The organism is Sutcliffiella horikoshii (assembly GCF_019931755.1).
GTDB classification, from domain to species: domain Bacteria; phylum Bacillota; class Bacilli; order Bacillales; family Bacillaceae_I; genus Sutcliffiella_A; species Sutcliffiella_A horikoshii_E.
Genome location: NZ_CP082918.1, coordinates 1,956,236 through 1,979,699, shown reverse-complemented (window position 1 = coordinate 1,979,699; position 23,464 = coordinate 1,956,236). Strand labels below are relative to the sequence as shown.

Genomic DNA, 23,464 nt, shown 5'->3' with positions numbered 1-23,464 from the left:
CTCAATCTAATTGATAAAAAATTTCTTATTTTCACATGACCCGCTTAAACATCTTTTCCAATTCATAGGACGAAAAATGAATGAGAATCGGTCTTCCATGAGGACATGTAAATGGGTTTTCAGCTTCTCTTAACGTGTTTAGAAGGGCAGTTATCTCATCTTGTCTAAGATGATGATTGGCTTTAATAGCCGCTTTACAGCTCATCATAATTGCTGCTTCTTCTCTTAAGTCAGAGATGTTTATTTTTTTCTTTTCCAAACATAAATTGATCATTTCATCAATCGTTTCTCTTTCTTCTCCTTTAGGAAACCAAACCGGATGAGCCTTCACGATGAATGTTTGGTGGCCGAAAGGTTCAAGCATGATTCCTACCTCTTCGAAAACGTCCGCATGCTCTTCAAGAAACAAATACTCGTCTAAAGAACATTCAATGGTCAAAGGAACAAGAAGTTCTTGTAAATTTCTTTCTTCCCGGCCGAGTTTTTTATAAAAATATTCATAGTTTATCCGCTCTTGTGCAGCATGCTGGTCAATTAGGTATAATCCATTTTCATTTTGCGCTACGATGTAGGTACCATGCATCTGACCTATAGGATATAGAGCAGGAATACGTGATTCCCTCTTTTCTTCACGAGAAGGTTCAGGTTGCTTTTCTTGAGGAATTTCCTCTACCTCGTCAAAAGAACTTTCTACATACTCCTCATGCTGATTATTTTGATCAGCACCGTTATTGTCGGTATCTCCCCAGGGTTTAGATGATTCATTAATCTGAAACGATCTATTTTCTTCTTCCTTCTGGTTGTTAGAAGTTTGTTCTTGTCTTTGTACGGGACGTTCAACCGTAAGTCTCTCATCAAGTGTAAAGGTTTGCTGGGTAGGTTTCGGTTCTTCCATATAGCTTGTCTGCTTTCTTGGGCTATTGGAAGGAATAAGTTGCTTTTGACCAAATACGTCTTTTATCCCTTCGGCTACAAGCCTATAAAGCTCATCTTCTTTACTCAGCCTTACTTCTAACTTTGCCGGGTGTACATTAACGTCCACTAAAAGAGGGTCCATCATGACTTCTATATAAACAATTGGATATCTTCCGATTGGCAGGAGTGTGTGATATCCCTCTTGAATTGCTCTTACCACTGTATAGTTCTTCACATAGCGACCATTAATAATGGTAGAGATATAATTTTTGGATGCCCGTGTCACTTCAGGCATGGCAATATAACCTTTCACTTCAAAGTCTAACGAAGTAAAGTGGATGGGAACCATTTTCTTGGCGATATTCATCCCATAAATGGCTGCTAAAACATGCAGGCTGTCACCATTCCCATTTGTTGCGAGCATCCTTTTTCCATTATGGCTAAGACGGAAGGAAATAGAAGGATGGGCTAATGCAAGTCGATTCAACATATCAGATATATTGCCTAATTCTGTGTGGATTGTTTTCATATACTTTAATCTTGCTGGCGTATTGAAAAATAAGTGTTGCACGACGATATCGGTTCCTTTTCGACTGCTCGATAGCTCCTGGGTTTCCAACACTCCACCTTTAAAGCTCAGATGTGTACCCGGACCTTCCCCGGTACTTGTGGTAATGTCAAAAAGGGAGACGGAAGCAATACTAGGCAGTGCCTCACCCCTAAAACCAAGCGTACGGATGCGGAACAAATCATTTTCATTTTTAATCTTACTTGTTGCGTGCCGTTGGAATGCTGTCAGACAATCTTCCTGCTCTATGCCATCTCCATTGTCGAGCACACGAATTTTAGATAGACCGGCTTCCTCAAGCTCGATTTCGATGATGGTGGAGTTTGCGTCAATGGCATTCTCCACGAGCTCTTTTACCACCGAAGCAGGACGCTCTACCACTTCCCCGGCAGCTATTTTGTTTGCTAAACTCTCATCTAACTGGACAATCTTTCCCATTCTATTCCCTCCTCCCTTTTAAGATTTTACTTTTAATAACTTCAGAATTTCGTGCAGTTTATTTAACGCTTCTAGCGGTGTGGTTTCAAGCAACTCTATTTTTCTCAGTTTTTCAAGTGCTGCTTTTTCACTTCGGCTCTGCTTCTCAGATTGCTTGTTCTCTTTTGTCTCTTCAAAGAAGGATAGTTGTGTTAAAGGATCTTGTACTATATCTACCTCTTTTGCAGCAGCAACTTCGACAGGTTCACTCTTCGGTTGACTTTCTAATTTTTCAAGGATGGTTTGGGCTCGTGTTATTAATTCTTTTGGAAGTTCCGCTAATTCTGCCACATGAATACCATAGCTTTTATCTGCAGGTCCTTCTTTCATTTTATGAAGAAATACCACTTTCCCATTTTGTTCAACGACGCTAACGTGAATATTTTTTAGCTTTTTAAGCTCTTTATCCAAAGATGTCAATTCATGATAGTGAGTGGAGAACAAGGTTTTTGCTCCAATTTTATCATGGATATATTCAATTAATGCCTGGGCAAGGGCCATACCATCATAGGTGGACGTTCCCCGGCCAATCTCATCAAATAGAATCAAGCTGTTCTGTGTCGCATAGACAATGGCGTTACGCGCTTCTAACATTTCGACCATAAACGTACTTTGACCCGATATTAAGTCATCAGCAGCACCTATTCTCGTAAAAATCTGATCGAAAATGGGAAGGGACGCCTCTTTTGCCGGTACGAAACACCCAATCTGAGCAAGGATCGCTGTCAGGGCCACTTGGCGCATGTACGTACTTTTACCGGACATGTTCGGACCTGTGATAAGAAGCATCTCATTCTCCTTATCCATCCAAGTGTCATTGGGTACATATTCGTTCGCATCCATCACTTTTTCCACTACTGGATGACGACCTTCTGTGATATATACTTTTCTTTCGTCATTAAAAGAAGGTCTTGTATAGTATCTATCTTCACTGATGGTTGCAAAGCATTGAAGGACATCGATTTCACTTACTGCTTTCGCAAGTTTCTGCAGTCTGGGAATAAACGCCTTCACTTCTTCTCGTAGTTTCAGGAAAAGTTCATATTCTAGTGCGACAATCTTTTCTTCCGCTTCTAAAATAAGTGTCTCTTTTTCTTTTAGTTCTTCTGTAATGTATCGTTCTGCGTTGGCAAGTGTCTGTTTTCTCTCATATCTGCCCTCTGGTAGAGAGGAGATATTCGCTTTTGTTATTTCAATATAGTAACCAAAAATACGATTATATCCTATTTTAAGAGACCGTATTCCCGTTAAATCTCGTTCTCTTTTCTCTAATTCAGCTATCCAAGTCTTGCCGTTTCTTCTAGCATCCCGGTACTTGTCCAGCTCCTCATGGAAACCATCTTTCATCATGTTGCCTTCTTTAACCGACAAGGAAGGCTGCTCAATTAAACTATCATGAAGTAGAGCTGTCAACTCTTCACACTCATCCATGTTATCCAGTATGGAAGTATTATCTATTGGAAGCTTTTCCACCATCGACTTCAGGTGTGGAATCTGCGAAAGAGATTTCCGTAATTGCACAAGATCTCTTGCATTTACATTTCCAAACGCTACTCTTCCCGCAAGTCTTTCAAGATCATAGACTTCTTTTAAAAGCTCTCGTATTTCTTGTCTTGTAAAATACTCATTGATAAGGGTTTCTACCATATCATGACGTTGTTCAATCAATGCAGGATTGATTAATGGCCTGTCCACCCATTGCTTTAACAAGCGGCCACCCATTGCTGTAACAGTTTGATCTAACAACCAAAGCAAGGAACCTTTTTTCCCTTTTGAACGAATGGTTTCCGTCAACTCAAGATTGCGCTTTGAAAAGAGGTCAATTTTCATCGATTGATCTAATTCAAAAAACCTTGCTGGTTGAAGGTGATCTAAACTGCGCTTTTGCGTTCTCTTTAAATAATGAAGTAATCGCCCAACAGATAACTGCAACTTCTCTTGTTCCAAATTTTGAACGATTTGGCTAAATTCCATTGGGATGTCTGTTGCTTCCTCATAAGAGCATGTGGTGACCATTCTTTCTTTAATCATTTGAACAAGGTCTAGTGGGAAATTCTCAGAAACCACTATTTCCTTCGCACCAATGGAATATACCTCATTTACAAGTTGCTGGACAGGTCCGGTTATAACAGTCGTATGCAGTTCCCCTGTAGAAAGGTCCGCATAAGCAAGTCCGAATGTCTCGTCTTCAAAATGGGTAATGGACGTCAAAAAGTTGTTTTGTTTGTCAGATAAACCTTTCGTTTCCATGACGGTACCAGGAGTGATCAGTTGAACCACTTCCCTTTTAACGACCCCTTTTGTTTGTTTCGGGTCTTCCACCTGTTCGCAAATAGCTACTTTATAACCTTTTTCAATTAATTGATCTATATAATTAGGAGCCGAATGGTAGGGTACCCCACACATTGGGATTCGTTCTTTTCCCCCACCGTCGCGGCTGGTTAATGTAATTTCAAGTACTTGAGATGCTTTAGTCGCATCTTCAAAAAACATTTCATAAAAATCGCCCAGGCGAAAAAATAAAAAGGCATCTTGATAGTCTGCCTTTACTCTCAGGTATTGCTGTATCATCGGCGTATAAGAAGCCATCGTAATCCCCCAACTATTGTTTTTTGCTGCTTTATTATATCATATTTTGGTGTGTCAGGGGTGGTTGCAGTATACCTTCAATTCATCATTGGTAGAATCATGGTCCAACAAAAAAACCAGGAAGCATCATGCTCCCCGGTTTCCTTTACTCTTCGTATCCGTCGACGATAAAGTCTGGATTCAAGTCTTCAAACTCATCCTCATCAACATCCCAGTCATTATCATCCGCTAATGTGTCTGGATGTACTTCCACTGTAATCTTGGTTTCCCCAATAATTTCAGTTAAGAATTCTCTTTCCACTTGCACTTCTACTTTTGCTTCCTTGTCCGCGATGCTCGCTTCTAAGCAATTAGGCTGTTGTAGGACACGCGCAATTACTTCATGATCATCACCAAGGCTGTTTTCATCTTTATACCTTAGCTTCACGACATCTTTGTAGGAAACAGTTTCCGTCACAACTTCCGTCTTCGTATTATCACTGTGTGAATACCAGACGTTAATATCATATTTCCCTTTTACTTCTACGGTATCGTCCACTTTTTTCGCATCATACGTATGGTTAATGACCCAGCATCCTAAAATGCTTGTAGGACGATGCGAGGGACTAATCGTATGTTTGGACTGCGTAAACTTTCTACCTTTGCCGGTTACTGCTCTTGTGATAATTTCTCTGTATTCAGACATTCGAGCATACACCCTCCTCATTACAATCTTCATTTCATCCTATGCGGGTTAAATGACAATTGTGATTAGATTGAATTTGCTGCATAACTACATGATTTCTAACACATTAACGTATAGTTCATTGTATGCAAGCTTATCTGGATATGTGCCTATTTTTTGAAAAAATCACAAGGTGCAGCAGACGACAAAAAAAGCATGGAATTTAGCTTCCATGCTTTTGTAGTCAAAATTATGAACAGCTTCCTCCACCGTATGTGGTGTTTTTAACGTAGGAGCCGGTTTCTCCGCGAAGGACATCTCCTCCAGTTGCAACGATGATCTCGTCTGTTACTGTTTTGGAGATATAAGAAGAAACTAATTGTAAAAGGTCGTTTACATTTGTTTGGGAAGTTTTGAATTCTTGCACAATAGGAATCTCATCCATTTCTGCTAAAAGTGCATCTAACTTCGCTTCTGTTTTCTTTAGGGCTTCAGTTTTTCCGTAATGTTGGAAGTTAACAGCCTGCTTTTGCAAGCTCTTCACACTTGCAACCATTTCTTTGATCTTTTGGTTTTCATTGATTTGTTCTTCTGCACGTTTGAAGTATTCCACTTCTTCTGTGTCAGCTATCATTTGTGCCAATTCTTTTGCTCTTTCTACTATATCTGCTCTCGTATATTTTGCCATTTTTTATACCTCCAGTGCTTCTTCTGCTACTTCTTCCACCAATTCTCCATCCAATGTCCAAGTTTTAGCTTTTACCACTTTCACTTTGACAATTTTACCTATGACAGATTTTGGTGCTCTAAAGTTAACTAGTTTACTTTTATCTGTATATCCGGCAAGGACTTCCGGATTTTTCTTACTCTCCCCTTCAACTAACACTTCCACAATCTGCCCTTCATACTCTTTTAATTTCTTGGCAGAGATCTCATTTACAAGTGCATTAAGTCGTTGCAGGCGGTCTTTCTTCACTTCAAGTGGAACGTTATCCACCATTTTTGCAGCAGGAGTACCTTCACGTGGAGAATAGATGAAAGTATACGCTGTATCAAATTCCACTTCACGATACAGAGACATCGTTTCTTCAAACTGTTCTTCTGTTTCATTAGGGAATCCAACAATGATATCCGTCGTCAATGAAGCATTTGGCATTGCCGCTTTTATTTTACCAACTAACTCAAGGTATCGTTCTCTATCATATTTACGCGCCATTAATTTCAATACTTCAGAACTACCTGACTGAACTGGTAAATGAATATGGTCGAGAAGATTGCCGCCTTTAGCAAGCACTTCCACCAAGCGATCATCAAAGTCTCTTGGATGACTTGTTGTGAAACGGATTCGAGGAATGTCAATTTTACGGATTTCGTCCATTAAATCGCCAAGTCCATACTTTATATCCTCAAAATCTTTTCCATACGCATTTACATTCTGTCCAAGCAATGTAATCTCTTTATAACCTTGTGCTGCCAAGTGACGCACTTCCTGAATAATATCTTCTGGACGTCTGCTACGCTCTTTACCTCGTGTATATGGCACAATACAGTACGTACAGAACTTGTCACAGCCATACATGATGTTTACCCAGGCTTTTATTTCACCTTTGCGGTTCTTTGGAAGATTCTCGATAACGTCGCCTTCTTTAGACCAAACTTCGATCACCATTTCTTTAGACATATATGCGTCTTTTAAAATGTTAGGAAGACGGTGAATATTATGAGTACCAAAGATCATGTCAACTTGCTGATAAGTTTTCAAGATTTTATTCACTACTGATTCTTCCTGGGACATACAGCCACAAACACCGATTAATAAACCAGGTCTTGATTTTTTCAAAGTCTTTAAGTGTCCTAGTTCACCGAAAACTTTGTTCTCTGCATTTTCCCGGATCGCACAGGTATTTAAAAGGATAACATCCGCATCATTAACTGTGTAGGTCGGTTCGTAACCTAGTGCAAGGAAGATCCCTGCCATTACTTCCGTGTCATGTTCATTCATCTGACAACCATACGTACGAATATAAAATTTCTTGCCGTCCCCAAGGTTTTTAAATTCATCAGATATAGAAAAATCTTGATAGGCAACTTCTTCTTTTCCGCGTTTTTTCGCATCTTTCAGGGAAGGTGGTACATAAACAGACTCAAAGTATTTACTGAAATCCTTTTCGGATTTTTTGTCCGAAGAATTTCCAGTGACTACTTGTCCTGCTTCCACTCTTTGTTTCTCATTCATTGTGTTAACTCCTTTCCAGAAAAGTAGAGCGCATAAAACTCTACACATTAACATAGTATATAATTTTATGGCTTCTTAAACAATAAATATGGAGAAGTTTACATAAATCTACATATTTAATTGAAAGTCAAGCTCATTTATATCGAATACACAACAAGAGAGACACTTATGAGGTGTCTCTCTTTGCATCATTACGATATGATTCCTAGCTCTTTGCCTGCTTTTTCGAAGATATCTAGTGCTTGTTGCAGCTCTTCTTTAGAATGTTGTGCAGTAACGATCGTTCTAACACGTGCAAGTCCTTTTGCAACAGTTGGGAATGCGATACCTTGCGCAAAAACACCATATTCCAATAATTTATCAGAGAATTTATGAGACAGTGCTTCATCACCCACGATAACAGGTGTAACTGGTGTTTGACTTTCGCCGGTATTGAAGCCTAGCTTCATAAGTCCATCTTTAAAGAACTTGGCATTGTCCCATAACTTTTCAATAAGTTCAGGCTCTTCAAGTAAAACTTGAATTGCTTCATCACATGCAGCTGTTACCGCTGGTGGATGGGAAGTACTGAAAAGGAATGGACGCCCTTTATGAATCAGATAATCGATTAATGAACGGGAGCTCGCTACATATCCGCCTAGAACGCCGACAGCTTTACTTAATGTACCAACTTGAATATGCACACGTCCATCCAATCCAAAGTGATTTACGGTACCACGGCCGTTTTCACCTAGTACACCAGATGCATGTGCATCGTCCACCATTACAAGAGCGTCATACTTTTCAGCAAGCTCCACAATTTTATCAAGCGGTGCAATATTTCCGTCCATAGAGAATACGCCATCCGTTACAATTAGGCGTTTGCGGTATTCGCTTGATTCTTTTAAAGCACGCTCTAAATCTTCCATGTCAACATGCTTGTACACTTTACGCGCAGCCTTCGTCAATCGGATACCATCAATAATGGAAGCATGGTTTAATGCATCAGAAATTACTACATCTTCTGGGGAAAGAATTGCGGAAAGTACCCCTTGGTTTGTAGTGAATCCAGATTGGAACACTAGACTTGCTTCTGTATGTTTAAACTTTGCTAACTTTTCTTCTAGTTGTTCATGCATGGTGAAAGTCCCGGCAATGGTACGCACAGAACCTGTCCCGGCACCGTATTTTTCAACAGCTTCTAATGCAGCTTTCACTAAGCGAGGATGGGTTGTCAATCCTAAATAGTTATTGGAAGAAAGCTGAATCACTTCTTTGCCGTTAATAACAACTTTGGAACCCTGATCGGACTCTAAAGGTACCAACTTACGAAATGTACCTTGTTCTTTCATTTGATCTAACTCTTCTTGCAGGTATTCAAAACCTTTCATCTTAACCCCTCCTGTTTACTGTTATGGATGTAATACAACTTTACCACATTGACCGGAAATCATTAAATCAAAGCCTTTTTCAAATTCCTCAAGAGGGAAGTGATGGGTAATCATCGGTTTCACATCAACCTGACCTGATTTAAGTAGGCTTGATACTTGCTGCCATGTAGAATACATTTTTCTTCCTGTAATACCTTGAACTGTAACACCTTTGAATACGATATCGTTAGTGATGTCAAGTTCAACCGGACGGACAGGTAAGCTCAAGATGGAAACTCTTCCGCCGTTCGTGATCATTTTAAAGCCTTGGTTCATGGCAATTGGATGACCTGACATCTCACATACCACTTCTACACCATGGCCATCTGTCAATTTCATGACTTCTTCTACAGGATTAGCTTCTTTAGCATTGATGACTGTTGTAGCACCCATTTTCGTTGCAAGATCTAAGCGATACTCATTTAAATCGATGGCAATTACTTGAGAAGCACCTGCCGCTTTGGCAACACCTACTGCCATAATCCCAATTGGGCCGCAACCGATAACTGCTACAGTTTTCCCTGTTACATCACCTGCAAGTACCGTATGGACCGCATTTCCCATCGGTTCTTGAACAGAAGCAACATCATATGGCATCTCTTTAGGGTTTTTCCATACATTTACTGCAGGAAGAGCTACATACTCAGCAAAACAACCTTGAGTGTCTACCCCAATAATTTTCGTATCTTTACAAATGTGGTAGTCACCTTTTAGGCATTGTGGACATTTGTAGCAAACGATATGCGTTTCAGCGGAAACCTGGTCGCCCAATTGCACGTTGTTCACCTTGCTGCCTACTTCAACAATCTCACCAGCAAATTCATGACCGAATGCATATGGAGGGTTTACCCTGCTTTGTGACCACTCATCCCATGTATAAATATGAACATCCGTACCACATATGGATGTTGCTTTCACTTTTATTAAAACTTCATCTTCTTTAATCATTGGTATATCTATCATTTGAAGTTCCGCACCATATCCTCGATGATGCTTCACGATCGCCTTCATTTTTCCATTCACAGAGAACACTCCCTTATAAAAATAAAACTTATAATCTTAAATACTAGTAAGAGTGTATCATCTATAAGGGTTTGTGTAAACCGGAGTGTCCACTGCAGAAGGACAATTGGTTATCTCAGATAAAAAACCAGAACTTTTTTGTTGTAAAGAAAGCGTTTACAACTTATACCAAAGAAAAGTCCCGGCATTTAAGCCAGGACTTCCATTTTGTATTACATGAATTCTTTCACTAAAGCGTTAAATTGTTCTTCATCTAATTGAAGATCTGCTTTTGCAAGAGGCTTTTCACTATAATTTGGAACCAAATCTTGATAAGACTGTTGGTCCTTATTCTGATAGATCAGGCCTGTTACAAGACCATTATGCTCCATTAAAGTCTGCATCGCAGAAACTTTGTTGTGAGCGTCATAACCTTCAATGTCAGCCAATTTTGTCAAGTTTTCTTTAAACCAGTCATATGTGTTCACTTTATTATATGTAACACACGGGCTAAACACGTTAATTAGAGAGAAACCTTTATGTTTGATTCCTTGTTCAATCAAGGAAGTAAGGTCTTTCAAATCAGTAGAGAAACTTTGTGCTACGAATGTCGCTCCTGCCGTTAATGCCATTTCCATGACAGACAGTGAGGATTCGATGGAACCTTGTGGTGTTGATTTTGTTTTGAACCCTACTTCACTACGTGGTGAAGTTTGTCCTTTAGTTAGTCCATAAATCTGGTTATCCATCACGATGTATGTAACATCAATATTTCGACGAATAGCATGGATAGTATGCCCTAAACCGATGGCAAATCCATCTCCATCTCCACCTGAAGCGATGACCGTAAGATCTTTATTCGCCATTTTCACACCTTGTGCGATTGGTAGGGAGCGACCATGGATACCATGGAAACCGTAGGAATTGATGTAACCGGAAATACGTCCAGAACACCCTATACCAGATACTACTGCAAGGTTTTCTGGTTCCAAACCAACATTTGCGGCAGCACGTTGAATGGCAGCTTGTACCGAGAAGTCTCCACACCCAGGGCACCAGTTAGGTTTTACATTATTTCGAAAATCTTTAAACGTTGCCATTTATAACAACTCCTTGCATTTTGTGTGGATTTCTTTCGGTAAGAATGGATCCCCATCATACTTCAAGAGACTACGGATCTTTTCATGCTCGCCAACATTCATTTTCAAGATGTTTGCAAGTTGTCCAGTAGCGTTGTATTCCACAACAATAACTTTTTTAGCCGCTTTTACCAGTGGAGCGATTTCTTCTGTCGGGAACGGGTGGATCAGGCGGACTTGTGCATGGTTAGCTTTAACTCCATCCAATTCCAATCTTTCCATCGCCTCTTCGATCGTTCCGCGTGTCGAGTTAAATCCAACAAGTAGTACATCTGCTTCTTCATGCTTTGCATTAACATGTACAGGCGTATTGAACTTAAGGTTATTCAATTTACGAAGACGCTTGTCCATTTGAGCCTGACGGTTCGCTGCAACCTCTGAAGGCTTACCAGTTTCTTCGTGCTCTACACCAGTAACGTGATGGATTCCGTTCTTCATGCCAGGAAGGACACGAGGAGAAACGCCATCTTCTGTTACTTCATATCGTTTGAAATATGCTTTATCGTCAGCTCCAGGAAGCTCCTGGTTGATATCCAGCTTTCCGCGTCTAATTTCAATGTTTTTGTAATCCAATGCTTCTACAGATTGCTTCCCTAGAGACAGTTGAAGATCAGTTAGAAGAATTACCGGTACTTGATATTCTTCTGCAATGTTAAATGCTTCGATTGTATCGTAGAAAGCCTCTTGTACTGTACTTGGAGCCATAACCACTTTCGGGATCTCTCCGTGAGTACCATAGATCATCGCCATAAGATCAGACTGCTCAATCTTTGTCGGTAATCCTGTACTTGGTCCTCCACGTTGCGTGTCCACAACTACAAGCGGTGTTTCTGTCATGCCGGAAAGTCCAATTGCTTCCATCATTAAGGATAGTCCAGGACCAGCAGAAGCAGTCAATGTACGCACACCTGCATAGTTGGCACCAATCGCCATTGTACAAGCAGCAATCTCATCTTCCGTTTGAATAACAGTACCGCCGAATTTTGGAAGCTTTTTGATCAAGTATTCCATGATCTCAGAAGCTGGAGTAATTGGGTATGCCGGCATAAAGCGAGACCCTGCCGCTACAGCACCCAATGCAATTGCATCATTTCCGATCATGAATAGTCGTTTGTTGCCGTCTGCTTTTGCAAGTTGCATCGTTTCTACATTTTCAGCTTGATCTTTTATGAACTGAACACCTGCTCGGATTGCTTCCATGTTTTTCTCAACAATGGATTCGCCTTTGCGTCCGAAAATTTCTTGCACCACTTCACGGAATGCTTCCGCATCTAAATCAAGGATGGCACTTGACGCTCCGACAGCAACCATGTTCTTCATCAATGATGTTCCAAGTTCTGTTGCAATCTCAGTGAATGGTACAGCGTACAATGTAGCTTTCCCATCTTCAGGGATGCTTGGTTTAAACTTTGCGTCTGCAATTACCACTCCACCTTCGCGGAGTTCATGATAGTTTACGTCGATTGTTTCTTGGTCAAACGCTACTAATATATCAAGGTCGTCAGAAATAGAACGGACCTGAGTCGTACTCACACGAATTTTGTTGTTCGTATGTCCACCTTTAATACGAGAAGAAAAATGGCGATAACCATATAAGTAATAGCCTAAACGATTTAATGCAATGGAGAATATCTCACCGGTACTTTCGATACCTTCCCCTTGTTGCCCTCCAACTTTCCATGAAAGTTGATTGATCATGTGCCTTACACCCCTTTAACTACGTTCGTTTTCAGAATTTTGTACAATATTTATTGTAGCATTATTCCCATTATATAACTAGAAGTTACCTATTTAAATAAAAAAACAGACTTAAAAAAACGCTGAATATGTACTAAACGCTTTCATTGTAGACCTATTTTTTTAAAAATACAAGTCTTTGAATTAATTTCTTTCGAAAAATTTGGATATTTTAACAGTATAGTACGCATAGCTGAAAACCCTCATTATCCCCGGTCATTTAGGGAACCTTTTATAAAAATTATCAAACAAAAACCCTCTGACTTCTGTTTCAGAATAGTATTTTAATAAGCTATTCACTAAATTAGTATAATCTTCAATTCTCCCTAAACCCTTAACCGTTTGATCAATTCCATCAAAGTCTGAACCAAAACCTATATGATCTACTGCACCTAATGTACAAAAGTGTTCTACATGACGAAGTATATCCGTAATGCTCGCTTGTGTGTTTTTTGACAAGAATTGAGGGACAAAGGTGACCCCGATTGCACCATTCTTTTGAATAAGTGCTTGTACTTGTTCGTCGGATAAATTTCTTGGGTTATGACAAAGATCCTTGCAATTTGAATGAGAAGCAATCACATATTCACCTAATTCCATCACATCCCAAAAACCTTTAACAGACAAGTGGGAAACATCTGTCCAAATAAAATGGTCGTTGTTCAGTTTCACCACACTTTTCCCAAAAGAACTTAACCCAGCACCTCTTTCTTCTAAGATCCCATCTGCAACAGCATTTGCGTGATTCCAAGTTAACCCGACTGATGAAATCCCTAATCGATATAAGGTTCTCAATTTTTGCAAATCTGTTCCTATTGCGTCACAGCCTTCTAAAGTCAAAATGGCTCCTATCTGACCTTCCTTAAGTTCCGCTATATCCTTCTTAGTTGTAACAAGTTTCATGTTAGGAAACCTCTGCAAAATCTCTTCATAAAAGATATCGATCATTTCCAAAGCAACATCAAAAGCAGATTCTTTCCTTACTTTTTCAGGAACATATACAGCGAAACATTGCACCTTGGCAGCTGACTTCTTTAATCCGTCCCATGTCACATGCAAAATTTCACTATCTTTAAATGAAATCTCCCTATTTTCCCACATTCTCCAAAGCACATCACAATGTGCATCAAAAATTCTCAAGAACAGCCCCTCCATTATCTGAATCAGCAAGTATCTGCACTATTGAATTAGAATAAAACAAACCTGTTTGCAAGTACAAGCAAACAGGTTTAGTAAACGATTATTTTTTATCTCGGCTCCACTATCAGCTTGATCGCCGTTCTTTCTTCTCCGTCAATCAGAATGTCTGTAAATGCCGGGATACAGATTAAATCCACTCCACTTGGTGCAACAAACCCCCGAGCAATGGCAACTGCCTTCACTGCTTGATTAAGCGCACCTGCCCCAATCGCTTGGATTTCGGCACCTCCACGCTCTCTTAAAACCCCTGCTAAAGCCCCTGCTACCGAATTTGGGTTTGACTTAGCTGAAACCTTTAATATTTCCATTTCTAGCTCCTCCTTAACATTTACAGTATATGGTGAAAGATCCATAGATGAATGAATTGTTAATAATTTCATTCCTACTATATTCGGGAAGAGCTCTGTATATGCCTTAACTTGCTGTTTAATCGTCAAAATATTCTATCTTCTAGTTTAGTCAAAGAAAGGGTGATCCTCATTAATCATCAGCGGCTGGATTTTCTTGGCCTTACCTGTCTTCATATCTACGTCTATTAGAACCCCGTTTAATTGGGCCCTTCCTTCTGTCACTTCAAACCTTACAGGCAGAGCAGTCGTGAATCGTTTAAGCACTGCCTCTCTATCCACACCTAAAATGCCGTCATAAGGCCCTGTCATGCCTACATCAGTAATATATGCCGTGCCATCTGGAAGAATACGATAATCATTTGTTTGCACATGTGTATGTGTTCCTACGACACTCGTAACCCTTCCATCCAAATACCAACCTATTGCTTGCTTTTCACTCGTTGCCTCAGCATGAAAATCCACAAAGATAAACGGTGTTCTCTTCTTTGCTTCTTCTACAAGCTCATCTACTTTATTAAAAGGGCAATCTATTGGCGGTAAAAAAGTACGGCCTTGAAGATTGATGACCGCAAGCTCCTTTCCTTCAAATGGGAGATAGGCAATTCCTTTTCCAGGATTTGAACTTGGAAAGTTTGCCGGCCTGATCATATGCTTTGCACCTTCAATAAATTCAAAAATCTCCCTGTTGTCCCATGTATGATTTCCAAGGGTCACGAGGTTTGCACCAGCTTTTAAAAACCCTTGGTAGATTTTTTCGGTGATTCCTTTTCCACCCGCTGCGTTTTCTCCATTTACTATGGTTACAGCCGGTCTATATTTACTTTTTAATTTTGGTAGATATTCGCTTACCATCTTTCGTCCTGGTGATCCTACTACATCTCCGATAAATAAAATTCTCACAATCACTAATCCCTTCTTACAATCAATTTCTCTTTTTAGTTTTACATATGTAGGCGCCGTATGCAAATGAACGAAAAAAAATAAAGCGGTGCAAGCACCACTTTATTTTGCATACTCAACGGCTCTTGTTTCACGAATGACCGTCACTTTAATATGTCCTGGATAATCCAGTTCTTCTTCAATGCGTTTTCGGATATCCCGTGCCAATCGATGAGCCTCAAGGTCGTCAATGGAATCAGGTTTCACCATGATACGAACCTCACGTCCTGCTTGAATCGCAAAGGACTTTTCTACACCTTCATAGCTTTCGGAAATCTCTTCCAACTTTTCAAGTCTGCGGATATAGTTTTCCAACGTCTCACTACGCGCTCCTGGTCTAGCCGCAGATAGTGCATCTGCTGCAGCAACCAAGACTGCAATGATGGAAGTTGGCTCTGTATCACCATGGTGGGAAGCAATACTGTTAATGACAACTGGATGTTCTTTATACTTCGTTGCCAATTCCACTCCGATTTCCACATGGCTTCCTTCCACTTCATGATCGACAGCTTTTCCAATATCATGTAGTAAACCAGCACGGCGGGCAAGTGTCTCATCCTCACCAAGCTCAGCAGCCATTAGACCTGCTAGGAATGCTACTTCCATGGAATGCTTCAGAACATTTTGACCGTAGCTTGTACGGAATTTCAGTCGTCCCAGAATCTTGATTAAATCAGGATGTAGACCATGTACACCAACTTCAAATGTTGTCTGTTCGCCCATTTCACGAATATACTCATCTACTTCACGTCTTGATTTTTCAACCATTTCCTCAATACGTGCAGGGTGAATACGTCCATCTTGGACAAGCTTATCTAAAGCAATCCGTGCAGTTTCACGTCTGATTGGATCAAAACCTGATAAAATAACTGCCTCTGGCGTATCATCAATAATTAAATCAATACCAGTAAGTGTTTCAAGAGTACGAATATTACGTCCTTCACGACCAATGATTCGGCCTTTCATTTCATCATTAGGTAAGTTAACGACGGATACTGTTGTCTCAGCCACATGGTCTGCGGCACAACGTTGAACGGCTAAAGAAAGAATCTCCTTTGCCTTTTTATCCGCGTCTTCTTTTGCTCTGTTTTCGCTTTCTTTGACCATAAGAGCAATGTCGTGGGATAATTCGTTCTCAACACGATCCAAAATGATATGTTTGGCTTCTTCTCGTGTTAATGCTGAAATGCGTTCAAGCTCTTCTTGCTGTTTACGCACTATATCATCCACTTTGCTTTCTAATTCTTCAATATGCTGTTGTCTATCGTTTAAAGAATCTTCACGCCTTTCTAATGCTACTTCTCGTTTATCAAGCGATTCATCTTTTCGATCCAGATTCTCTTCTTTTTGCATTAAACGATTTTCTTGTTTTTGCAGTTCGCTTCTACGGTCTCGAATATCACGTTCAGCTTCAGTTCGAAGTTTGTGAATTTCGTCCTTTGCTTCCAAAAGTGCTTCTTTTTTAAGCGATTCAGCTTCGCGTCTTGAATCTTCCACAATTTGATCAGCGACACTTCTTGCGCCAGCAATCTTCTGTTCTGCAATGGATTTACGAACATAAAAGCCAACAACTACACCGACGATTAGGGCAAGCAAAGCGGAGATAATAATTGGCATATAATCCATCATTACACCTCCTCTTGCTATGAACTTTTTTCTTGCTAGATTTCATTGTCGGCATGTACATTGTAACAATGTGTGTCAATATACAGCTCAAGGGCTTTTGCTTTTTTATAGCTCTAAAATTCTAACAAAATGTAAATTATACATACTAATTGTAAATCTGTGAAAAATTATTGTCAAGCCTGTCCCGCTAAGGATATGACCTTTTTGGTAAACTAATCCTGTTTTTGATGATTTTTTTAGGAATTTAGTGAAATTTTATAAAATTTTAGGCCCTGTATTAATGTACAGGGCCTAGTTTAGGTATTAAAAATCTAGTTCTTCTTGATCCATTTCTTCATCCGCTGGTGCAGTTAAATCTTTATCCAATCCGTGGTGATCACGAATTTGCTGGTGAATTTCTTTTAGGACATCCTTGTTTTCTTTTAGGAATTGCTTCGCATTTTCGCGTCCTTGTCCTAGTCTTTCTTCATTGTAGGAATACCATGAACCACTTTTTTGGACAATATCCAAATCGGAGCCCATATCAATTACTTCCCCTTCTCTTGAGATACCTTCACCGTACATGATATCCACTTCAGCTACTTTGAAAGGAGGAGCTATTTTATTTTTCACAACTTTAATCTTTGTTTTATTCCCGACAATGTCATGACCTTGTTTCAACTGCTCTGCACGACGCACTTCTAAACGTACGGAAGAGTAGAATTTCAAGGCACGGCCACCAGGAGTCGTTTCCGGGTTACCAAACATTACCCCGACTTTTTCACGAATCTGGTTGATGAAAATAGCAATGGTTTTTGATTTATTGATGGCACCTGAAAGTTTACGAAGAGCTTGGGACATTAAACGAGCTTGAAGACCAACGTGGGAGTCTCCCATTTCCCCTTCGATTTCCGCTTTAGGTACTAGGGCAGCTACAGAATCGACAACGATAATGTCAACCGCACCACTTCTTACAAGAGCCTCTGCGATTTCTAATGCTTGCTCACCAGTATCTGGTTGAGAAAGAAGAAGCTCATCAATGTTTACGCCAAGTTTTTGCGCGTATACTGGATCCAACGCATGCTCCGCATCGATAAACGCAGCTTGTCCGCCTTGTTGTTGTACTTCAGCGATAGCATGAAGGGCAACAGTTGTTTTACCGGAAGATTCCGGACCATATATTTCTACCACTCTGCCTCGAGGATATCCGCCGGCACCCAATGCAACGTCCAATGCCAACGATCCACTTGGAATAGTGGAAATCTTACGTTCTGTTTGTTCCCCTAATTTCATAATGGAACCTTTTCCGAATTGCTTTTCTATCTGTTTTAACGCCATATCTAAAGCCGCTTTACGATCACTCACACAATTTCCTCCTCTTATCTATTAAACTAAATGATTAGTATCTTTTAACTACTCTTACTATACCCTTTTTCAATTCGTTTGGCAACCAAAAAACGAACATCCATTCGGTTTTTTTACAGTTAGATTTTGGCGCAAAATAATGAATTTGTTCTAAGTGGAAAAGAGGATTTTCTGGGTGGAATTTTGGCGAAAATACAAAATTAGTTTTTTGGTTTAAATTTTTGTTTGGGGCTTGGGGTAAGAATGGGTGGTGTTTGCTAGCTGGTGGAGGTAGACCACACCCAAAAAGAAAAGCAGCTGAAGTCTCCTTCAACTACTTAAACAATTCTTTCAGTAGATAGTGGCAGCCATATTTTGCTGATCTATGTCTTATGCCGTCTCTCGTTCCTGCTAGATGAATTTTATGAACGGTAGTTTCTCCGTTCGGAAGTGCAATTCCGATAAACACTGTACCAACAGGTTGATTATCCATCGTTCCAGGACCTGCAACTCCTGTAAAACTGATACCGATATCTGTTTGCAGCAATTTTTTCACGCCGATTGCCATTTCTTTTGCAGTCTGCTCACTTACTGCTCCATCTGTTTCAAGTGTTTGTTTTTTAACTCCAAGAACATTTTCCTTCACGCTATTAGTATAACTGACTATGGCACCTTCAATCACTTCGGAAGCACCGGTGAAGCTTGTCATCTTCTCAGAGAACAAACCGCCGGTAAGACTCTCGGCACTGCTCAGAGTGTAGTGGGACTTTTGGATTTTTTCAAATAGTACGGAGTAAATGGTGTCTTCGTCATATCCAAAAAAGAATTCTCCCACTCTATCCAAGATTTCTTTTTCGTATTGATCTATTAAACGATTTGCTTCGACCATTGATTGGTGCTTAGCGGTTAATCTTAGTGTAACCTCATTGTCCCCTGCTAGCGGAGCAATGGTCGGATTTGTCTGTTTGTCAATGATATCTTCAATATCTGTTTCCAATTGTGATTCGCCAATACCAAAAAAGCGAAGGACTTTGGAGACGATCTGCTCTTTTGCTCCAAGCTTATCTAGCAGGTATTCTCTGCCATGGACTGAAAACATTGGTTGAAGTTCTTTAGGTGGACCAGGTAAAAGCATGTATGTATGTGAACCTTCAGTCAACGCCATCCCCGGGGCCATTCCAAATTCGTTTACCAAAATAGAGGAGCCTTCTAAAACAAGGGCTTGCTTTTTATTGTTTTCACTCATCACACGTTGTGATTTTTTATAATAATCCTGAATGTTGGTCAGAGCTTCTTCATCCATGACCAATTGTTTATCAAGTACCTTGGCAATTGTTTCCTTTGTCAGGTCATCTTTAGTCGGGCCAAGTCCTCCGGTGAATATTAGAAGATTTGACCGTTGTTTTGCTGTTGTTATTACTTCTTCAAGTCTAGAAGGGTTATCTCCGACTACCGTATGATAAAAGACGTTGATTCCCAACTCGGCAAGCTGCTTTGAAAGAAACTGGGCATTTGTATTACAGATTTGTCCCAACAGTAATTCAGAGCCAACGGCAATAATCTCTGCATTTCTGATCATGGTACTCTCCCCTTTTAATGCAAGTTATTTAGAATTAACAAATGCTTGTCTGTTTTTGTAGAAATAATCCCAACCTGAGTAAATGGTGAAAATCATTGCTATCCATAATGCAATAGTAGCAAATGGGAAGCCAATTAATTCAAATGGCAAGTTATGTAATAGAAGTGCGGATACCGCAATAATTTGGGCCCATGTTTTGATCTTGCCTAACATGTTCGCCGCAACAACTTCCCCTTCACCAGCTAACACTAGACGCAGACCGGTGACAGCGAATTCTCTGCTGATGATGACAATGACAATCCATGCTGGAGCCAATTGCAACTCGACAAGTGCAATCAATGCTGCCGACACCAAAAGCTTATCTGCAAGTGGGTCTAGGAACTTTCCAAGGTTGGTAACAAGGTTCAGTTTTCTTGCATAATAACCATCTACCCAGTCGGTGATGGATGCTATGATAAAAATAAGTGCAGCAAGAAGATGTGTGTATGGGATGGACTCATCTCCAATGGCAAGTTCTCCCCAATTCAATGGTGCAAGCATTAGAATCATAAAGATAGGAATCATAAAAATTCTTGAAACAGTAATTTTGTTAGGTAAATTCACGTTCATTCCTCCAGCATTCAATATTGCTTTTCCACTATACATAAAATATACAGGTTTGTCTAATGTTTGCTTAAGGGTTTTAGGTCGATTATTTGCTCTGTTAAAAGCATCATCCTAAAGGTCTGTACAAAAAAAGCCATCATCCTGATGACTTTATTGTTGACCATTTGATACAAATTTAATAGTGACTTTCTGTGTTGTTACGTCTTTAACCGGGAAAGGGAATTCAAATGCTTCCCCGTTAATCTTAATTTTGGTAGCCGGTACCCAACCTACATTAAATAGTATCTCTTTTTCTGATGATAAGTCGATTGTTTCCGACTCTCCGTCTTTTAGCTCTTTGTTAAGGAAGTACTCTCCCGATGCATTGTCGACTCCCACCCAAGTGTTTCCACCGTCTGCAGCGATTTCCACTTCAAACTTATCCGTATCTTTTAGTTCCAAGATCGCATTCGGACTGTTTGAACTTACTTCTGTCAAAGTGCCTGTTGTCGGTTTTTCTTCGACAGGCTCTTCTTCCGCTGGTTCCTCAGTCTGTTCTGGCTCTTCTTCATCAGCTTCTTCTGTTTCGTTTCCGGATGAGCCTTCATTTTCTGTTTCTGCAGGTTCAAAGACTACATTCTTGTTATCCTGCTGAGTGTCAGAAGAGCTCCCTACACCCCAGTTCTGAAAAAGCACATAGATGATGGCAACCACTGCAACAAATGCTAAAAACATTAATACTTTAGGGATAAAATTAAATACCTTTGTGTTTTTGGACGACGTTGGTACCTGTTTTCGGGTTTTCACTCTCGACAACTGAGGGATTTCATCTTTGTCATTAGCAGGTATATCGTTTTGGTATTCCTCAAAGATAAGTTCCGGATCAAGCCCAACTGCTTCAGAGTATTGTCTGATAAACGCACGGGCATAAAATTGACCCGGCATGATGGAATAATTCCCTTCTTCTATTCCAATTAAGTATCTTTTTTGAATTTTTGTAATGGTTTGTAAATCTTCAAGTGACAAGCCTTTTTCTTCTCTTGCCTGTTTCAATCTATTACCTAGTTCTGTCAACAATTACACCTTCCAACATTTTTAGAAATCAAAACCCCCGAAAGGATTCTCATCAAACATATTATTTGGTTGCACCACATCGTAGGTGATTTCTTCATCTTCATTATTTCTAAGTTCAATAATATAATCGAAATCATCTAGTTTATATTCTGTATTTTGCACGAAAATATCAGGATGTTCAACCACTTTTACAGCAGATATTCGCATTATTTCACGAATAAGCTGCCAATGTTTTTCATTTGCCCTTTTGGTTGATACAATACCATCAATAATAAATAGGTTGTCCACATTATATTCATCTTCAATCAATTGACTTCGGATGGTTTGTTTTAGCAACGTACTTGATACAAATAACCATCTTTTGTTAGCACATACACTAGAAGCAACGATTGATTCCGTTTTGCCTACACGCGGCATCCCCCTGATTCCAATTAGCTTGTGACCGTCCTGTTTGAAAAGTTCGGCAAGGAAATCAACCAATAAACCTAATTCATCACGTACAAAGCGGAACGTTTTTTTATCGTCTGCATCCCTCTGTATGTATCTTCCATGTCGCACAGCCAAGCGATCGCGCAATTTAGGCTCACGCAGCTTTGTAACAGTTATATTATCCATTGTATTCAAGATAGATTCAAGACGGACTATTTGCTCATTTGAATCACTGAGCAATAACATTCCCCTTCTTGCATCATCCACACCGTTGATTGTTACGATATTGATGGACAGCATACCTAAAAGGGATGCGATGTCCCCAAGTAGCCCTGGCCTATTGATATGTATTTCATATTCTAAATACCACTCTTTTTTCTCCATCAAACCCCTTCACCCTCTCTAACTATTCGTTCTGCTGTATGTTACTTCTATCATATCCAATATTTCTTTAATAAGAAAGTAATTACTTGTGAATAATCTCGAATTTTGGCAAACAAAAAAAGAGAGGTAGAGGCCTCTCTTAATGCGTTGAGTCGTTTTGAACCAATTTTACCATCATATTGGCAATTGCATGTTGTTCTTCTGGACTTGCAACTTTCCAAAGGTCAGCTAAAACTCTCTCTTGAGGGTTTTTCGCTTCTACTTCTTTTGCAAGATAGTCACCGATTTCATAAGCAAGTTGAGAAATAGCACCATTGTCCATTCCTTCATGCTCTGCATGATTAAGACGGTCACCTAAAAAACCTTTCCATTGATCCCAGTTATCAAGTACTGACATATTAACTCCTCCTTCCACATTTGTTCAAGAGTTAGTATGCGATGCTCCTGCCTGATTTATTCATGGTTTGTTAATTCCATCCGCCATTTACACCCAGTACTTGCCCGGTAATATAAGAGGACCTATCTGAAAGCAAAAAGCTTACAGAATCGGCAATTTCATACGGTTGAGCTAATCTACCCATTGGAATATCCTCACTAATCTCCTGTTTTTCTTCTTCGGATAGATTATTGAGCATTTTTGTTGATACCGCTCCTGGTGCTATTGCATTTACTCTAATGCCATTCAAGGCTACTTCTTTGGCCAACGCCTTTACAAAAGAAATTTGTGCACCTTTTGCCATCGAATAAAGCACTTCACATGAAGCCCCTATCTCCCCCCAGATCGAAGATACCACGACAATATTGCCATTTCTCTTTTTCACCATTTCCGGAAGAAAAGCTTGGATGGTTGAATATAATGATGTTATGTTAAGTTGTATCATTTGTTGCTTTGTTTGTTCATCGATGTCTGTCATCAATCCATAAAAGGTAGTACCTGCATTATAGATAATGGTATCAACAAATGTATAAGTGCTGTTTTTGAGCTTTTGCACTCCATCATCGGTGGTCAAGTCTGATTGTATGGGAATAACCTTTTCATCGCCAAATTCATTCTGCAGCTTATGTATAGATTGTTTATCCCGGTAATAGTGGAGGTAGGTTGTGTAACCTTCCTTCAGTAGAGTTCTTGCTATTTCTCTTCCGATATCTCCACTCGCTCCTATTAATAGTGCTGTTCTGTTCATTTATATCACCCTTTATAAAAAGAAGCCGGTTCGAATAGCCTCGAACCGGACTTCG

The 23,464-nt window shown here is 39.9% G+C and carries 20 protein-coding genes; all 20 read right to left on the bottom strand.

The window, feature by feature from the left end; genetic code table 11:
* Nucleotides 1-31: 31 nt before the first annotated feature.
* Nucleotides 32-1,921: a DNA mismatch repair endonuclease MutL gene (gene mutL / locus K7887_RS10035; RefSeq protein WP_223493385.1), complete on the bottom strand. Its 1,890-nt coding sequence runs from the start codon at nt 1,919-1,921 to the stop codon at nt 32-34.
* An 18-nt stretch (nt 1,922-1,939) separates the two neighbouring features.
* Complete coding sequence (mutS, locus tag K7887_RS10030; protein ID WP_223493384.1) at nt 1,940-4,549, bottom strand: DNA mismatch repair protein MutS; 2,610 nt, start codon at nt 4,547-4,549, stop codon at nt 1,940-1,942.
* 145 nt (nt 4,550-4,694) lie between these two features.
* Entirely contained in the window at nt 4,695-5,234 is a 540-nt protein-coding gene (gene cotE, locus K7887_RS10025) for an outer spore coat protein CotE (RefSeq protein ID WP_148978891.1), read from the bottom strand.
* A gap of 229 nt (nt 5,235-5,463) precedes the next feature.
* Nucleotides 5,464-5,901 carry a YlbF/YmcA family competence regulator gene (locus K7887_RS10020; protein WP_088018149.1) on the bottom strand — a complete coding sequence of 146 codons (438 nt, stop codon included), beginning with the start codon at nt 5,899-5,901 and terminating at the stop codon, nt 5,464-5,466.
* A 3-nt stretch (nt 5,902-5,904) separates the two neighbouring features.
* Nucleotides 5,905-7,449: a tRNA (N6-isopentenyl adenosine(37)-C2)-methylthiotransferase MiaB gene (gene miaB, locus K7887_RS10015; RefSeq protein WP_223493383.1), complete on the bottom strand. Its 1,545-nt coding sequence runs from the start codon at nt 7,447-7,449 to the stop codon at nt 5,905-5,907.
* A gap of 191 nt (nt 7,450-7,640) precedes the next feature.
* Nucleotides 7,641-8,819 (bottom strand): glycine C-acetyltransferase, encoded by a 1,179-nt coding sequence (locus K7887_RS10010; RefSeq protein WP_223493382.1) that lies wholly within the window; start codon nt 8,817-8,819, stop codon nt 7,641-7,643.
* A gap of 21 nt (nt 8,820-8,840) precedes the next feature.
* Nucleotides 8,841-9,881: an L-threonine 3-dehydrogenase gene (gene tdh, locus K7887_RS10005; protein ID WP_223493381.1), complete on the bottom strand. Its 1,041-nt coding sequence runs from the start codon at nt 9,879-9,881 to the stop codon at nt 8,841-8,843.
* A gap of 212 nt (nt 9,882-10,093) precedes the next feature.
* The gene (locus K7887_RS10000) at nt 10,094-10,960 is read right to left on the bottom strand and encodes a 2-oxoacid:ferredoxin oxidoreductase subunit beta (protein WP_223493380.1); all 867 of its coding nucleotides are present in this window, start codon (nt 10,958-10,960) and stop codon (nt 10,094-10,096) included.
* Nucleotides 10,961-12,697 (bottom strand): 2-oxoacid:acceptor oxidoreductase subunit alpha, encoded by a 1,737-nt coding sequence (locus K7887_RS09995; RefSeq protein WP_317849246.1) that lies wholly within the window; start codon nt 12,695-12,697, stop codon nt 10,961-10,963. It lies immediately after the preceding gene.
* A gap of 255 nt (nt 12,698-12,952) precedes the next feature.
* Nucleotides 12,953-13,891 carry a dipeptidase gene (locus K7887_RS09990; RefSeq protein ID WP_223493626.1) on the bottom strand — a complete coding sequence of 313 codons (939 nt, stop codon included), beginning with the start codon at nt 13,889-13,891 and terminating at the stop codon, nt 12,953-12,955.
* Between the two features lie 92 nt (nt 13,892-13,983).
* A complete protein-coding gene (spoVS, locus tag K7887_RS09985; protein WP_010193268.1) occupies nt 13,984-14,244 on the bottom strand; it encodes a stage V sporulation protein SpoVS in 261 nt (86 codons plus the stop codon).
* 147 nt (nt 14,245-14,391) lie between these two features.
* Nucleotides 14,392-15,186, bottom strand: coding sequence for a TIGR00282 family metallophosphoesterase (locus tag K7887_RS09980; RefSeq protein ID WP_223493625.1), 795 nt, complete (start codon nt 15,184-15,186; stop codon nt 14,392-14,394).
* A gap of 102 nt (nt 15,187-15,288) precedes the next feature.
* A complete protein-coding gene (gene rny, locus K7887_RS09975) occupies nt 15,289-16,851 on the bottom strand; it encodes a ribonuclease Y (protein ID WP_317849253.1) in 1,563 nt (520 codons plus the stop codon).
* 303 nt (nt 16,852-17,154) lie between these two features.
* Complete coding sequence (gene recA / locus K7887_RS09970; protein ID WP_223493378.1) at nt 17,155-18,195, bottom strand: recombinase RecA; 1,041 nt, start codon at nt 18,193-18,195, stop codon at nt 17,155-17,157.
* 313 nt (nt 18,196-18,508) lie between these two features.
* Nucleotides 18,509-19,753, bottom strand: a complete 1,245-nt coding sequence (locus K7887_RS09965) for a competence/damage-inducible protein A (protein ID WP_223493377.1) — start codon at nt 19,751-19,753, stop codon at nt 18,509-18,511.
* A 24-nt stretch (nt 19,754-19,777) separates the two neighbouring features.
* On the bottom strand, nt 19,778-20,362 hold the full coding sequence (gene pgsA / locus K7887_RS09960; protein WP_223493376.1) for a CDP-diacylglycerol--glycerol-3-phosphate 3-phosphatidyltransferase: 585 nt from the start codon (nt 20,360-20,362) through the stop codon (nt 19,778-19,780).
* A gap of 147 nt (nt 20,363-20,509) precedes the next feature.
* The gene (locus K7887_RS09955) at nt 20,510-21,412 is read right to left on the bottom strand and encodes a helix-turn-helix domain-containing protein (protein WP_223493375.1); all 903 of its coding nucleotides are present in this window, start codon (nt 21,410-21,412) and stop codon (nt 20,510-20,512) included.
* A gap of 21 nt (nt 21,413-21,433) precedes the next feature.
* Nucleotides 21,434-22,225 carry a DUF3388 domain-containing protein gene (locus K7887_RS09950; RefSeq protein ID WP_010193276.1) on the bottom strand — a complete coding sequence of 264 codons (792 nt, stop codon included), beginning with the start codon at nt 22,223-22,225 and terminating at the stop codon, nt 21,434-21,436.
* A gap of 139 nt (nt 22,226-22,364) precedes the next feature.
* Nucleotides 22,365-22,622 carry a DUF3243 domain-containing protein gene (locus K7887_RS09945; protein ID WP_010193278.1) on the bottom strand — a complete coding sequence of 86 codons (258 nt, stop codon included), beginning with the start codon at nt 22,620-22,622 and terminating at the stop codon, nt 22,365-22,367.
* 70 nt (nt 22,623-22,692) lie between these two features.
* Complete coding sequence (gene ymfI / locus K7887_RS09940) at nt 22,693-23,409, bottom strand: elongation factor P 5-aminopentanone reductase (RefSeq protein ID WP_223493374.1); 717 nt, start codon at nt 23,407-23,409, stop codon at nt 22,693-22,695.
* Between the last annotated feature and the right edge of the window lie 55 nt (nt 23,410-23,464).